Here is a 15,202-nt window from a genome sequence, read left to right on the forward strand (position 1 = left end):
CATTACCGTTAACTCCTCTAAATACAAAAATAAACTAATAAATTTAATTTTGATATAATTAAAAAAAACATAAAAGAGGTCGGTATGATTTACGATTTTGCTGTAATTGGTTCAGGTTTTGGGGGCAGTGTTTCCGCTTTAAGGCTAACGGAAAAGGGATATTCGGTTTTAGTGCTTGAAGAGGGGAAAAGGTATAGCGATAATGATTTCCCAAAAACAAACAACAACCCTTTCACCTTTTTCTGGAAGCCTGAATTTTTTTGCTTTGGCTATCAGAGGGTGCATTTTTTCAAGCATGTGTCAATTTTAGGGGGCACGGGGGTTGGAGGCGGTTCCCTTGTTTATGCAAATACCCTTCTAATCCCGAAAGATAAGTTTTTTACCTCTTCCGATATTCCACAGCACATAAACTGGAAAGAGGAATTAATGCCTTTTTATAAGGTTGCATCTAAAATGTTGGGAAGGGTTAAAAATCCGACAAAGACAAATGCTGATAGTATTCTTTTGAAAACTGCAAGGGAATTTAGGGTGGATAACACCTTTTACAATGTTGATGTTGGTGTTTACTTTGGGGAGAAGGACAAAACGGAGAAAGACCCTTACTTTAACGGGGAAGGGCCTGATAGGACAGGGTGTAATTTATGCGGCGGCTGTATGATTGGATGCAGAAAGAATGCGAAGAATATGCTTACAAAAAATTACCTTTACCTTGCGGTTAAAAAGGGGGCAAGGGTTGTATCTAAAAGAAAGGTTGTTGATATAAAAAAACACGGCGATTACTTTGAGGTTGTTACAAAGGTATCAACGCTTCCCGCCGATGTTAACGAGGTTTTCAGGGCAAGAAAGATAGTTTTATCAGCAGGGGTAATTGGCACTTTAGAGTTGATGTTTAAATTAAAACTTAACGGAAGGTTAAATATCTCCGACATGTTAGGTGAAAAGGTGAGGACAAATAGCGAGTCTTTAGTAGGGGTTAGGGTGCCTGAAAAAGAGGGGGAGATTAGCGAAGGGGTTGCCATAACTTCCGGTGTTTATATAAATCCCAATACACATATTGAGGTTGTGCGCTATTCAAAAGGGGCAAACGGGATGGCTTTTATGACAACCTTGCTTATTGATAAAAAAGGCGACAATTCAAGGGTTTTTGAATTTTTAAAACAGGTTTTGAAGCATCCAGTAAGGACTTTGAAGGTTTTAAATCCTGTGGGCTTTGGAAAGCAGGGTTTAATCCTTCTCGTAATGCAGGATGTTGAAAATAAAATAAGGTTTAAGGCAAAAGAGACTTTCAGGGGAGAGGTTAAACTTTACACAGATATTTATCCAGATTCCCCCCCTGCACCTGTCTACATCCCTGAGGCTAACGAATTTGCAAGAAAAATGGCTGAATTAACAGGGGGTATTGCTTTAAGCAATATTTATGAAGTATTCTTTGATTCCCCATTAACAGCCCATATTTTAGGCGGTTGTCCCATAGGGGAAACTGAAAATGACGGGGTTATTGATGTTAACCACAGGTTGTTTGGAGAGGAAGATGTGTATATCTGTGATGGAAGCGTAATCCCCGCAAATTTAGGGGTTAACCCCTCGTTGACAATTACCGCAATGGCTGAAAGGGCAATGTCTAAAATCCCCCCAAAGGTTAATAATGTAAAACATACAGGATACGAGGTGTTAAATGAAGGTTTACAAAAAAATTAACCCGTCAAACGGGGAGTTTCTTTACGAGGTTGAAATATTTGATAGAGATAAGGTGAGGAAAGAGGTTGATGCTGCAAGGGAAGGTTTATCGGTCTGGGGCAATCTTTCCCTTTCTGAAAGGGTAAAAATTTTAAAGAATATTTTAAAAAAGATTAAAGAGAGGAAGGATGAATTTGTAAAAGTTGTTATGGAAGATGCGGGAAAGGTTAAGCAGGATGCAATAGTTGAGATTTTTACTACGGTAAACCACATACACTATTTAACTAAAAAGGGGTACAAATATTTAAAGCCTGAAAAAAGAAGCAGTGGGTATTTTAAAAACTATAAATGCTTTGTTCAATTTAAGCCATGGGGGGTTGTGGGAATAATATCCCCGTGGAATTATCCGCTTATTCTAACTGCAACTCCCCTGTTTCACGCATTGCTTGCAGGAAATACAGTTGTTTTAAAGCCTTCAGAGATTACCACAAAGGTTTCACTTTTGCTTGAAGAGGTTTGCAAGGAAGCGGGATTGCCTGACAATGTCTTCAGGGTGGTAACGGGGGATGGAAGCACTGGGAGGGAGTTGGTTGAAAGTAATGTTGATATGGTCTGTTTTACAGGAAGCACTGCTGTTGGGATTGAGATTGCAAAAAAGTGTTCTGAAAGGCTAATCCCTTATGTTCTTGAATTGGGAGGCAAGGATAATGCAATTGTTTTTGAGGATGCAGACCTTGGAAGGGCTGCCGCAGGAATTGTCTGGGGTGGAATAAGCAACGGTGGACAAACCTGTATTGGTGTTGAAAATGTCCTCGTTGAGGAGAGCATCTATGATAAATTTATTGAAATGCTAAAAAATGAAGTTGAGAAAATCCCGAAAGAGGATTTAGGGGCTGTAATTAACTCAATTCAATTTGAAAAGATTGAATACCACATAGAAGACGCATTAAAAAAAAGGGCAGAACTTGTTTGCGGTGGAAAAAGGCTTGATGACTATCACTTTGAGCCGACAGTATTAAAAGATATTACTCCTGATATGAAGGTTTTTTATGAGGAAACATTTGGCCCTATTTTAGGGGTAATGAAATTTAATAGTGAAGAGGAATTGATAAAAATAGCAAATAGCCTTGAATACGGTTTAAACGGTTCAATTTGGACAAAGGACAGAAACAAGGCTGAAAGAATTGCAAAAAAGCTTGACACAGGCACAATGTGTATAAACGATTGCCTGACAAATTACCTTATAACTGACCTGCCGTTTGGGGGAGTTAAAAAAAGCGGGATTGGCAGGGTGCACGGGGTTGAAGGGGTGAGGGCTTTTGCAAAGATGCAAAGCATAACAGTTCGCAAGTTTGGATTAAAGAAGGAGTTGTGGTGGTACCCCTATTCAAAAAAAATAATAAACCTGTTTTTAAAGGCTATAAAGATACTTTACTAAAAAAATGTAAAATTGTATAAAAAACGCTAAAAATTACTTTAAAGTAAAAATTATTTTGACAAAAAAATTTTTTTAAAGGATAATATATAAAATTTAGAAAGGGGGAATTATCTTTTTCAGGATTCTAAATTTGTTAATGGGAGATGATTCATTTCCTTTAAAACACAAAATCTTAAATGCAGTAATGCTAATAATGTCTTTTTATTTATTTATAACTTCATTTATTAATTTTTATATTGAAGAAAATCCGGTTATTATATTTTCAAGTTTTGTTTTAACTTTCATATTATTTTTGGGGTATTATTTCACCAGAGTAAGAAAAAATTTTGGCATTAGTTATGCTGTTGCTGTTATTGCCATTTTAGCTTTGCCTGTTTACCACAAGTTTGATGGTGGAATAAGCTGCGGAACAGGTTTTTATGTTGTGGTTGAGGCAATGATATTTGCTTCTCTTTTTAAAGGAAAGGTTAGAACAATATTTTTGTCATTGCTTGGTATATTGTCGGTGTTCTTTGTTTTAATAGAAATTATAAATCCATTGTATGTTGTTGAAATCTCCCGCAAAACCTGTTTTGTTAATAATGTAACAGCATTTGTCTTGACAGGAATTACTGCTATATTGTTTTCCTTGATTTCAATTAATACATTTGAGCTTTATGCAAATGAACAGGAAAAGCTTGCTTTAGAAGATCCTCTTACAGGTCTTTTGAATAGAAGAGCAATAAGATTTGAGTTAAAGCATCACTTACAGATATTATTGAGAAGAAAAATTCCATTTTGCCTTGTTATGGTTGATATTGATGATTTTAAGAAGATAAATGATACATATGGACATAACTGTGGCGATAAAGTTTTAATCCTTGTTTCAGATTTATTAAAAAAATCGGTTAAGACGGGGGATTTAATAGGAAGATGGGGAGGAGAAGAATTTTTGTTGATTCTTACATTTTCTACTCAACAAGAAGGGTTTATGGTTGCTGAAAGGTTGAGAAAAAAAATAGAAGAATTGAAAATAAATTGCGGCACGAATGAATTTTCAATTACAGCAACATTCGGGTTAAGTGAATTTGACCCAAATATGAACATTAGGCAAAATATTGAAAGAGTTGATAGGGCAATGTATGAGGGGAAAACAACAGGTAAAAATAAGGTAGTAGTAGCGCCTTTTAATTGACCTTTAATTTTTCTATGTTATAAAAACTTGAGAAAACTTTTTTCAGGAGAAACTATGATTATAGAGGAGTTAAATCTTGTTAAACAGGGAAAAGTAAGGGATATTTACTCAATTGGGGATAATCTTTTATTTGTTGCAACAGACAGGATTTCAGCCTTTGATGTTGTATTAGGTTCAGAAATCCCTGATAAGGGAAGGGTTTTAAACCTTATTTCAGCATTCTGGTTTGATAAAACTTCACATATTGTAAAAAATCATATGATTGAATGGAATTTTAATAATTTTCCAGAAGAGTTAAAGAAATATGGTTATTTAAAAAACAGGTCTATGATAGTTAAAAAAGCAAAGCCTCTTCCTGTTGAATGCATTGTGAGGGGATACCTCGTAGGCTCAGGCTACAAAGAGTATAAAAACCAGGGCACTGTTTGCGGAATAAAACTGCCTGAAGGTTTGAATCTTGCATCTAAACTTGATGAACCTATTTTCACACCTTCAACAAAAGCAGAAAGCGGACACGATGAAAATATCTCTTTTGAAAAAATGAAAGAGATAATAGGAGAGGAAAAGGCCAACAAAGTTAGAGATATATCTCTTGCTCTATATAAATTTGCTTATGAATACGCCTATGAAAGGGGAATAATTATTGCTGATACAAAGTTTGAATTCGGGGAAATTGGGGGGGAGATTATCCTGATTGATGAAGCATTAACCCCTGATTCTTCAAGATTCTGGCCTGTTGAAGGGTATAGAGAGGGAGAGAATCCCCCATCCTTTGACAAACAGTATGGAAGGGATTACCTTGAGTCAATTAAGTGGAATAAAAAGCCACCTGCTCCTGAGTTGCCGAAAGAGGTAATTGAAAATACAAGAAAAAAGTACTTTGAGGCATTTCACAAATTAACAGGAAAGAAAATGGAGGAGTATTTATGAAAAGGTTTTTTGCCTTATTTTTAGTTGTATTAGTCTCTTTTTATGCCTTTTCGTTTGAATATAAAGGGGATAATTTTAAGGTAATTATTGCAACCTCTATCCCGGTTGAAACAGATTTGTCATATGGTAAAACAGCCAAAGCCTATGAAGTCTGGATAAACGCTATTAAAACTGCAAATAAAAGCATTGATTTTTCTGAATTTTACCTTACAGGGAAGGATAGGTGGCCTTTAAGCCTTGTGGTTAAGGAGATAGTAAACGCTGCTAACAGAGGAGTAAAGGTTAGATTTTTGGTAGATGTTAAAATGCTAAAAAATTCAAAAGAATTGGTGGAATATTTTTCTAAAATTCCAAATATAAAGGTTACTATTTTTAACTGGAAGCATTTAACAGGGGGAATAAACCACTCAAAATACTTTATTGTTGACAATAAACTCTGTTTTGTTGGCAGTCAAAACTTTGATTGGAGAGCATTGAAGCATATCCACGAAACAGGGATATTAACTGATGAGCCTCACATTGTAAAAGCCCTTTCTTTGATTTTTAATGCAGACTGGGATTACAACAACGGAGACAGGAAAGCCTATGAGAAGCTAAGAAAACAAAAGGTTACATTTAGAGACGATATTTATTTAACAGGTTCTCCTGACAGGTTATTGCCTGATGGAATGGATTTTTCGCTCAATGAATTGTTAAATATGATTAACTCTGCAAAAAAATCTATAACAATTCAATTGCTAAACTATTCCACTTTTGTTCACGGTAAAACTGAAAAGTTTGATGCAATATCAAAGGCTTTGATTAAGGCTGCAAATAGAGGGGTCAATGTAAAATTGCTTGTTTCTAACTGGAATTTAAGAAAGCCAGGGGTTGATTCATTAAAGGAATTGGCCAGAGTTAAAAATATTGAGGTCAGGTTTGTTCAAATACCAGTGAGCAAAAAAGAGGGCTTTATTCCCTATGCAAGGGTTATTCATTCAAAGGTTGTAATTGTAGACAATAAAGTTGGTTGGGTTAGCACAAGCAATTTTGGTTACGATTACTTTTACAAATCAAGGAATGTTGAGGTTGTTTTAAAAATCAAACCAGTTCTAAATGTGTTGAGAGAGATGTTTAAAAACCTCTGGAATTCAAAGTATGCGCATAAGCTAAACTTAAAGAGAGATTATAAACCGCCTAAAATTACTTAAATTGGGCTCTGATATTATTTGGTTGGTAAAAGTGCTGCGTGTTTAAGGTTAATTCGCACTTTCATTTTGTTCTAATTATTGTGTGTTAAAGGCGGAAATTTCAGGATAATTTTTGATTAAAAATTTGTTGACTTTTTTTACCGTTTTGGTATTATATCTTTTGCTGGTGGGCTGGTAGCTCAGTCGGTAGAGCAGGGGACTGAAAATCCCCGTGTCGGCGGTTCGATTCCGTCCCGGCCCACCATTTTTTTTGTGCAAAATTTTATAGAAATAAAAAAAGGGGCTTTAAGCCCCTTAATTTTTTTATGTACTCTGTTTATTTACATTACCATATCGTCAAACTCAATGCTGTCATGGCTCTTTTTTAATTTCTCTGTGTCAAGCTCAGGTAAAGAGAATTTTATGTCTAATTGTTCAAGGTTATCCATTAGAATGCCTAAAAGCGATGTTTTTAAATCATTGTCTTTTATTGAGTTGATAAAATTCACTATTTGAAGCAATGCAAGGTCCTGGCTTACCCTTAACTTCTTTACCCTGTTGTTAACAATTTCAAACGGTGTTGTAAAATCATTCCCCTTTTGAAAGAATTGAATCATTTCTGTAAAGACATTTCCAAAATTCACTTCCATTAGCTCAAAAAAGTTGTTAATTGCAACAACAACAAGTTCTGCATCAGGGTTGTCTTCTTCAATTAAATCTATTCCCACTTCCAAATCATTCATTTTTGTCAAAAAGTCAGCGACTAAATCTCCTTTAATAACATCGCCGTGCTGAGGAGCAATGACTTCCGGGAATGGATTTAACATGCTGATTCTCTCAACAGTTGTTTTGACAGCCTTTGATGCAGGCATATATAACTGGTGGAATAGTTTTATCCCTTCCCAGGAATCATTAGTTGCGTAAATTCCTTCACCTTTTCTTGTGTTAATTCCACCCATAAAATCACCTGTAAAAAGAACCTTTGATTCATAATCGTAAAGCATCATTGCCCCTCTGAAATGACAGTACCTTGCAGGAACAAATTTAACCTGTAATCCAGATTTTTTAAATTTTAAAATTGATGAGTTGAAGCTTTCTGTGGTTTTAACTCTATGTGAGGGCAATCCGTACATTTTAACAAGTCTCCATGTGTCAAGAGATGTTATTAAAAAACTTCTTGGGGCAGATTGCATAATAACACTGGTGTTTGCTGTTAAGTCAGGGTCCTGGTGGCTTAAGAAGATAATGTGAACGTTCTTTATCCCGCCTATTGTTTCGCTTAAAAATGGCAAAAGTTCCGGCATGTCAAGTTTTGTTCCCGGGTCAAAAAGAATGTTAATGCTTGAACCGTCTTCTGCAACTATCTTTTTTAGATAGATATTTCTGTGGAAGTCTTCTTCCTTACTTCTTAATACATAAAAGTTTTTACCAATTTCGTAATACATGTTTCATTCTCCTTTTTACAATATGTTTAATTGAATAATATGGATTTTCATATCCAAATAATATTAGAATATTTTTGTAATAAATTAATTTTTTTCTATTCGTTTTTTTGATTTCAATCAATTTTTCCCCATATAAATATAAAAACCCTTGCATTTTGAACTTATGTTCATTATATTATCAATGAGATGAGGAGGTGAATATGAAAATAGCAGTTAGCTCTCTTGGAAGCAACCTTGATTCAAAAGTTGACCCGAGATTTGGAAGGGCGCACGGTTTTATAATTTACAATACTGAAACAGATTCATTTGAGCATGTTGATAATTCAAAAAATTTATCTTTAATGCAGGGAGCTGGAATTCAAACTGCTCAATTTATTGCAGATAAAGGGGTTGATGTTGTTGTTAGCGGGAGTTTTGGCCCCAAGGCTGCAAGTGTTTTAGAGAGAGCGGGAATAAAAATGGTGAGCGTAGGTGAAGGGTTGACGGTAAAAGAAGCAATTGAAAGAGCATTATAAGGAGGTGTTTATGCCTTATGGAGATAGAACAGGTCCCCTTGGACAGGGTCCAAAAACAGGGAGAGGGTTAGGTTATTGTTCAGGAAACGATAGACCAGGTGCTGATACTGATGCCCCGAGACGTGGTATGGGAAGAGGAACAGGCTTTGGAAGAGGCGGCGGTAGAGGAATGGGAAGAGGTATGGGTAGAGGTTTTGGCAGAGGTATGGGTAGAGGAAATTTTAACAATAATGAATAAAAATAAAAATACAGGGAGGTGAATATGCCTTTTGGTGATGGTACAGGTCCTCTTGGACAGGGCCCTATGACAGGCAGGGGGTTAGGTTATTGTGCAGGCAATAATGCCCCTGGCAGGTTTGGTGGCTTTGGCAGAGGTTTTGGTTATGGCAGAGGCTGGGGCAGAGGTTTCGGAAGAGGTTTCGGCAGAGGCTGGGGCTATAGATGGTATGGAAATGCCCCTGTTGATGAAAAAACTGCGCTGGAAAACAGGCTCAGATTTCTTGAAGAAGAATTAAAATACACAAGGGAGAGATTGAAGGAGATTGGAGAGGATAGCGAATAAGTTGTTGCCCCTTTTTTAAGGGGCAATTTTTTTATACTATTTTTTGATGTATATTAGAATGGAAGTGGAAAAATAAAAGGAGATGTAAATGAAAATAGCCATTGCTTCGGGAAAAGGAGGAACCGGGAAGTCTTTTGTTGCCACCAATCTTTCTTATGCTTTAAGCGAGAATTTTCAGGTTGCCCTTGTTGACTGTGATGTTGAAGAGCCAAATGCTTACCTATTTTTAAAGCCTGAAATAAAGGAGAAGAGAGACATTACAATAAAAGTCCCTGTTATAGATAATTCAAAGTGTACTGGTTGCAGGCTTTGTTCAACTCACTGTGAGTTTCACGCTTTAATCACAGTTAAAGATAAAACCTATGTTTTTGAAGAGTTATGCCACGGTTGTGGATTTTGTATGAGGATTTGCCCTAATGGAGCAATAGGGGAAAAGAATAAGGTAATCGGAGAGTTTTCTTATGGTTTTGTAGGAAGAATGGATTTTTACATGGGTGAAATGAAGGTGGGAACAGAACTTGCCACACCGGTTATAAGATATGTTAAAGAACAGGTAAAGGATAGGGGGATTGTTATCTTTGATTCTCCTCCCGGGACTTCCTGCCCTGTTGTTGAGACAATAGAGGATTGTGATTTTGTTGTTCTTGTTACTGAACCTTCCCCATTTGGGTTGAATGATTTAAAGCTTGCTGTTGAAACTGTTAAGTCAATGGGGATAAGGTTTGGAGTGGTTGAAAACAGGGCGATGGAAGGAGTAAATATTATCAAGGATTATTTGAGAGAGAATAATATCCCTTTGCTTTCTGAAATACCGCTTGATAGAGAGATTGCTGAAGTGTATTCCCACGGAAAGCTTGTGGTAAGGGAGATTCCTTCCTATAGAGACAGGTTTTTAAAGATTTACGATGAAATAGTAAAGAGGGTGGAGATATGAAAGAATTGGTTGTTATTAGTGGAAAGGGTGGGACAGGGAAGACCACTTTTGTTCTTGCCTTAGGTAGTATTTTTAAAAACTCTGTTCTTGCCGACTGTGATGTTGATGCGGCAGACATGTTTCTTGTTTTAAATCCTTCAGTTAAAGAAGAGTATGAGTTTTCAGGAGGCAAAAAGGCTTTTATAGATAAAACAAACTGCACTGAGTGTGGAAAGTGTATAGAGGTTTGCGAATACAATGCTATTTCTCCTGACTTTGTTGTTGATGAGATAAAGTGTGAAGGTTGCGGTGCATGTGTTTACTTCTGCCCTGAAAAAACAATAGAGTTTAATGAAATTGTCTCCGGAAGTGTTTTTATTTCAGATACAAGGTTAGGGCCTTTTGTTCACGCAAGATTGAAGCCTGGAATGGAGAATTCAGGGAAATTGGTAAGCAAGGTGAGGAATGAAGCGAAAAAAATTGCTATTGAAAAAAATGCTGAATTGACTTTAACTGACGGTTCTCCCGGAGTTGGGTGTCCTGTGATTTCTTCAATTTCAGGGGCAGATTATGTTGCAATTGTAACAGAGCCAACTGTATCCGGCATTCACGACCTTGAAAGGGTTGTTGACTTGTTAAACCACTTTAAGATTAAAGGTGGGGTTATTGTTAATAAATGGGATTTAAATCCAGAAAAATCAAATGAGGTTGAAAGTCTTAGCAATAGAATGGGTATAGATTTTTTAGGGAAAATTCCTTATAAAATCGAAGATGTTCTTGGCGCCATGAACAATTCAAAGACAATTATTGAGTATAACCCTGAAAGTGAAGTTTCTAAAAGTATTAAAAATATTGCAGACAAAATAAAAAATATTATAAATATTTAGCCAATATTTTCTAAAAACTTGATTTTAAAGATATTCCCCTTTAGAATGAAAGGGGGGTATCTATGTATGGAAGGGATAGAAGAATCCCTGTAAATGTTTCGGAAGATAAATGCGATTTACCAAAATTATGCTACCTTTTTGTCATATCAGGCAAAGAGGAAAACGATTTTTTTAAAATCCCCAAAGAAACATTTTTGATAGGAAGCAGTTTAGGTTGTGATTTTCGTCTGTCAGATAAAAAAATACCCTCTTTCTGTATAGAAGCAAAGCCTGTGTTTAAAAATGATTCCCTTGTAAAGTTAAAGATAAAACTTCTTAAAGGCAATGTTTTCATAGGAAATAAAAAGGTTACAAAGGCTGATTTAAAGATAGGGGATGTTTTAAGAATAGGTAATACTGTTTTTAAGCTTGAAAAAATCTATCCCTTTGAGATTGAATACAGAAACCTTATTGAGGAAAAGATAAAAAAAGGCTATGTGCTTGATAGAGAAGATAGTTTCTATTTTTTGGAGAAATTCTTTAATATTGCAGAAAAGTATAAGAGGCCTTTATCTTTAATTGTTTTTCAGGTGGATTATTTTAGCCTTATTAAGGATTCTTTTTCTGAAAAAGAGATTGAGCAGATATTCAGAGAGGCAAGGAGAATCTATAAAAAGACTATCAGGAAGAGTGATATATTGGGAAGAATTGAGGAAAATAAATTTGTAATAATCCTTCCTGAAACCCATGAAATAGGAGCTATTACCCTTGCAAGGAGAATTAAAGAGAGATTTAAAACAGCGGTATTCAGGGTTGAGGGAGAGGAGCACACCTTTTCGGTATCTCAGGGTGTTGTTTCATTAGACTGTCACCATTATTCTAATTTTGAGGAGTTTCTTTTAGCTGGCGAAAAATTCCTTGAAAAAGCGGTAAAAAAAGGCAAGGCATCTATTGAGTATTGCAGAGAGGTAAATGCTTAAAGATATTTATTTAAAACTCATTGAAAAGATAAATCCTGAAAAGCTATTAACTAATTATTTTGCTCGCAAAAAACAAACCTTACCATATAAATATGTTGTCGCCATAGGTAAGGCTGCTATTCCTATGGTAAAGGGTTTTTCTCAGCTTTTTTCTTTTAAGAAAGGTTTTGTGGTTTCCCCCTATGATGGGGACATCCCTTCAAATTGTGAGTTGTTCGTTTCCACTCATCCAGAAATTAGCGAGGAAAGTTTTAAAGCGGCAAATAAACTGATAAATTTTCTTGAAAATTCAAAGGGGAATACCGCAATCCTTCTTTCAGGGGGAGGCTCTGCTTTAATCGAAAAACCACTTGATTTTTTATCATTGAAGCAAGTTTCAGATGCAAGCAATTTTCTTGTAAAGTCAGGATTACCTATTGAAGATATAAACTTTTTTAGAATTCACCTCTCTCAAATTAAAGGAGGAGGGCTATTAAATTTTTTAAAATCAAATGCAGAATGCTTTATTTTGTGCGATGTTTTGGGAAAAAGGATTGACAGGGTTTCTTCCGCACCATTTTTAAAGGTTAAAAGGGATTTTAAAACCTTTGTTGAGAAAGCAGAAAAAATTGGTTTGTTTTCTGTTTTAGGGAATTTGAGGGAAGAGTTTTTAAACACAAATTTTAAGGTAAATGATTTTAATATCCCTCATAGTATTGTTGCTGATAATTCAACAGTTGTGGATATTTTTTCTTCTCAATTGGAGGCTAACGGTTTAAAGCCTGAAAAATATTATGATTTTATCCAGAAAGATGTTGAAACCGAGTCAAAAAGGCTATTTAGTCTTTTAAAAGAGTTTGGAAACAATGAAAAAACGGTTATTGTTGCAGGCGGTGAGGCAACGGTTAAGGTGAGGGGCAGGGGCAAGGGGGGAAGAACTCTTGAATTAGGTTTAAGGTTTATAAAAAGAATGATAGAAGACAAAGAGTTTTTACCTGTTGATTTTTTGTTTGCTACAACTGATGGCATTGACGGAAACAGTGATTCAGCAGGGGTATTTGTTGACAGCAGGACTTTAAAAACTATTTTTGAAAATGAAACTCTTTTTTCCATTGATGCTTACCTTTTAGAGAATAATTCAAAGGCTTTTTTTGAAAAGTACAATTGTCTTTTAAAAACAGGATATACAGGTACAAACTTGCTGGATATTTACTCAATCAGAAAGGTTTAAGAACAGTTTTGCTGTTTTTTCTTTTTGATATCAACCTTTTTTTGTAAGATAGATAAGAAAATAAATTATAGAGGTAAGTATGGATTTGAAAAATATGTACTTTGTAGGAAGAAACTATGTTGAGCATGCAAAGGAATTAAATAACGAAGTACCTGAAAAACCGCTAATTTTTTGTAAGCCTTTGTCAACATTAAGTGAAGATAATAATATTATTCTTCCATTTCACTCAAATGAGGTTCATTTTGAGGGTGAGATGGTTTTTAAATTTTCAAAAGATGGCTACTATCACGTTTCCTGCGGGATCGATTACACTGCAAGGGATGTTCAGAATGAGATAAAGAAAAAAGGCTGGCCATGGTTTGAGGCAAAGTGCTTTAAAAATTCAACTGTGCTAAATAAAAATTTTGTAAAAATAGAAAAAGAAAAACTTGATTTCCTTTCTATAGAAACCTATTTAAACGGGGAATTGAAACAGAAAGGGAATTACACCCAAACTATATTCAAAATTGATTTTCTTTTTGATTACCTTGATAAAATTATTGGATTAAAAGAAGGGGATATTGTTTTTACAGGCACCCCCTCTGGGGTTGGAAAGGTAAAAAAAGGGGATATTTTAAAAGTTTTGATAAAATTGGAAGGTAAACTAATTTCAGAGGTTATAAGCGAGGTGAAATAATGGAGATAAAAGAGTTTATTGAAATTTTGCTTGAAAAGAAAAAAGTTGTTTTGTGGATTTTAATAGGTGCCCTAATTGTTGGGGTAATTGCAAATTTTGTAATACCTTCCTATTACGAAACAAATGTGACATTTATGGTGCTTGAATCAAAGATGATAAGAAGGAATTTAGAGGGAAAAAAGTTGGATATTGACACTTATTTAAACTTTATAGACAACGATTCTGTTTACCATTACGCTTATAAAAAACTCAATATAAACAAAAAGTTTGATATGGATTTTGACAGGTTTAAAGAGTGCTTTGATGTTGTTTCTGTTGAGGATACTGCAATTATAGTTTTAACCGTAACCTTCCCTGATAAAAAAATGAGTTACGAAATTGCAAAGGCGGTTGCAGAAAAGGTAATTGAGTTAAACAAGGATATAATAGCAAAAGAGATAAAGTCAGGTTACAGGTTTGCGGAAAATCAGGTTGAAATTGCAAGAAAGCAGTATGAGGATGCGAGGAGAGAGCTTGAAGACTTCCTTGAAAAAAACAAGGTTTTTTTAAATGCTGAAGAGATAGAATTGGCAAGAAACACACTTGCAGTTTACTCTAACGGCTATTTTCTTCCATATACAAATACTGAGTTTTCCACTTTAACTGATAAAGCAATTGTTTCAACAAATAACCTGAATGCTCAAATAAAAGAGTCACTTTCAATTTTTGAAATAAATCAAAAGATTCTTGAATTGAAAACCAAATTAAAAACTGCAACCTATGACAATCAAAAATTGAAAATCAAAAAAGATATAGCCTATTACCAAACTTTGAAAAATGAAAAGATTAAAAATTTAGACTCTTTAAAGAAAAAAATTGAAGAGTTACAAACTGTGTATGACAAACAAAAATTTGCTTATCTTGAAAAATATAACAACTTTATTGCAATGTCGAAAGCCTATGCAAACCTTGTAATGGAATTTATGAATATTAAGATTGAAATTGCAGGCAAGACCAAGGAGATGGCTGTAATAGGTGAACCGATTGTTCCTGAAAAACCTGTATTTCCCAGGCTTCCAATTACAATTGTTGCAGGTATTTTCCTTGGGCTTTTAATTGACTTCCTGTACATTCTTGCCATAGGGTATTACAGAAAGTTGTATGCTTAGCGGCATAGTTGTATTTTTAGCAGTTTTTTTTAGTTTTTTATTCCTTTCATTAAAAAAAGGTATTGATTTTCCAGTTATTTTTTCTTTTTCAGTTACACTTCCGTCAATTGCCTGTTTGCTATATTACCTTTACCTTTTGTTTCCCGGTAACTCACACACTTTTTACAGGATTTTTCTGTTGACTTCCTCAATCTTATTTTTTATTTTTTCATTTATTTATTACTCAAAAAATGGGGAAAAGGGAAGGTTTAAACCTGATTTATGGTTTTTAATACCTGTTTTTGTCTCTTCAATTATCTTTGTTTTTACGGCAAGGTTTTATCCAGATTACGACCCGTTAAGCTATGCTTTGATTGGCAAAACTGTATTCAAATACTCGTCTTTGTCACATTATCCCTTTGTTGAAAAAAAATGTTTTGCGGCCTATTTTTTCATACTTTTATCACCCCCCGGTATTGCCTTTAATCTATTCCTTTTTATATCTTTTTAAATTAAATTC

16 protein-coding genes and 1 tRNA gene are annotated in these 15,202 nt (G+C 34.9%); 16 read left to right on the plus strand and 1 reads right to left on the minus strand.

Features of this window, described 5'->3' with window-relative positions:
• Positions 1-84: 84 nt before the first annotated feature.
• From TTHT_RS00890 to TTHT_RS00915, 6 genes are all read left to right on the plus strand, one after another.
• Positions 85-1,698: a GMC family oxidoreductase gene (locus TTHT_RS00890; protein WP_201328156.1), complete on the plus strand. Its 1,614-nt coding sequence runs from the start codon at positions 85-87 to the stop codon at positions 1,696-1,698.
• Complete coding sequence (locus tag TTHT_RS00895) at positions 1,676-3,115, plus strand: aldehyde dehydrogenase family protein (protein WP_201328157.1); 1,440 nt, start codon at positions 1,676-1,678, stop codon at positions 3,113-3,115. Before TTHT_RS00890 ends, TTHT_RS00895 begins: the two co-directional genes overlap by 23 nt.
• A gap of 136 nt (positions 3,116-3,251) precedes the next feature.
• On the plus strand, positions 3,252-4,289 hold the full coding sequence (locus tag TTHT_RS00900) for a GGDEF domain-containing protein (RefSeq protein ID WP_201328158.1): 1,038 nt from the start codon (positions 3,252-3,254) through the stop codon (positions 4,287-4,289).
• Between the two features lie 54 nt (positions 4,290-4,343).
• Complete coding sequence (locus TTHT_RS00905; protein WP_201328159.1) at positions 4,344-5,219, plus strand: phosphoribosylaminoimidazolesuccinocarboxamide synthase; 876 nt, start codon at positions 4,344-4,346, stop codon at positions 5,217-5,219.
• Positions 5,216-6,409, plus strand: a complete 1,194-nt coding sequence (locus tag TTHT_RS00910) for a phospholipase D-like domain-containing protein (protein ID WP_201328160.1) — start codon at positions 5,216-5,218, stop codon at positions 6,407-6,409. Before TTHT_RS00905 ends, TTHT_RS00910 begins: the two co-directional genes overlap by 4 nt.
• A gap of 168 nt (positions 6,410-6,577) precedes the next feature.
• A tRNA-Phe gene (locus TTHT_RS00915) sits at positions 6,578-6,653 on the plus strand.
• A gap of 76 nt (positions 6,654-6,729) precedes the next feature.
• Here TTHT_RS00915 and TTHT_RS00920 read toward each other — a convergent pair.
• Positions 6,730-7,833: an oxygen-binding di-iron domain-containing protein gene (locus TTHT_RS00920; protein WP_201328161.1), complete on the minus strand. Its 1,104-nt coding sequence runs from the start codon at positions 7,831-7,833 to the stop codon at positions 6,730-6,732.
• 200 nt (positions 7,834-8,033) lie between these two features.
• Here TTHT_RS00920 and TTHT_RS00925 point away from each other — a divergent pair, with 200 nt between their 5' ends.
• From TTHT_RS00925 to TTHT_RS00970, 10 genes are all read left to right on the plus strand, one after another.
• Positions 8,034-8,348, plus strand: coding sequence for a NifB/NifX family molybdenum-iron cluster-binding protein (locus TTHT_RS00925; RefSeq protein ID WP_201328162.1), 315 nt, complete (start codon positions 8,034-8,036; stop codon positions 8,346-8,348).
• 10 nt (positions 8,349-8,358) lie between these two features.
• Positions 8,359-8,586, plus strand: a complete 228-nt coding sequence (locus TTHT_RS00930) for a DUF5320 domain-containing protein (protein WP_201328163.1) — start codon at positions 8,359-8,361, stop codon at positions 8,584-8,586.
• Between the two features lie 24 nt (positions 8,587-8,610).
• Complete coding sequence (locus TTHT_RS00935; RefSeq protein WP_201328164.1) at positions 8,611-8,910, plus strand: DUF5320 domain-containing protein; 300 nt, start codon at positions 8,611-8,613, stop codon at positions 8,908-8,910.
• 88 nt (positions 8,911-8,998) lie between these two features.
• Complete coding sequence (locus tag TTHT_RS00940) at positions 8,999-9,844, plus strand: ATP-binding protein (RefSeq protein WP_201328165.1); 846 nt, start codon at positions 8,999-9,001, stop codon at positions 9,842-9,844.
• Positions 9,841-10,710 carry a nucleotide-binding protein gene (locus TTHT_RS00945; RefSeq protein WP_201328166.1) on the plus strand — a complete coding sequence of 290 codons (870 nt, stop codon included), beginning with the start codon at positions 9,841-9,843 and terminating at the stop codon, positions 10,708-10,710. The genes TTHT_RS00940 and TTHT_RS00945 overlap by 4 nt, the downstream gene beginning before the upstream one ends.
• 62 nt (positions 10,711-10,772) lie before the next feature.
• Complete coding sequence (locus TTHT_RS00950) at positions 10,773-11,669, plus strand: GGDEF domain-containing protein (protein WP_201328167.1); 897 nt, start codon at positions 10,773-10,775, stop codon at positions 11,667-11,669.
• Complete coding sequence (locus TTHT_RS00955; RefSeq protein ID WP_201328168.1) at positions 11,662-12,879, plus strand: DUF4147 domain-containing protein; 1,218 nt, start codon at positions 11,662-11,664, stop codon at positions 12,877-12,879. Before TTHT_RS00950 ends, TTHT_RS00955 begins: the two co-directional genes overlap by 8 nt.
• A gap of 79 nt (positions 12,880-12,958) precedes the next feature.
• Positions 12,959-13,555 (plus strand): fumarylacetoacetate hydrolase family protein, encoded by a 597-nt coding sequence (locus tag TTHT_RS00960; protein ID WP_201328169.1) that lies wholly within the window; start codon positions 12,959-12,961, stop codon positions 13,553-13,555.
• Positions 13,555-14,703, plus strand: a complete 1,149-nt coding sequence (locus tag TTHT_RS00965) for a GumC domain-containing protein (RefSeq protein WP_201328170.1) — start codon at positions 13,555-13,557, stop codon at positions 14,701-14,703. Before TTHT_RS00960 ends, TTHT_RS00965 begins: the two co-directional genes overlap by 1 nt.
• Complete coding sequence (locus tag TTHT_RS00970) at positions 14,696-15,193, plus strand: hypothetical protein (RefSeq protein WP_201328171.1); 498 nt, start codon at positions 14,696-14,698, stop codon at positions 15,191-15,193. Before TTHT_RS00965 ends, TTHT_RS00970 begins: the two co-directional genes overlap by 8 nt.
• Positions 15,194-15,202: the final 9 nt, after the last annotated feature.

The organism is Thermotomaculum hydrothermale (genome assembly GCF_016592575.1).
Lineage (GTDB): Bacteria > Acidobacteriota > Holophagae > Thermotomaculales > Thermotomaculaceae > Thermotomaculum > Thermotomaculum hydrothermale.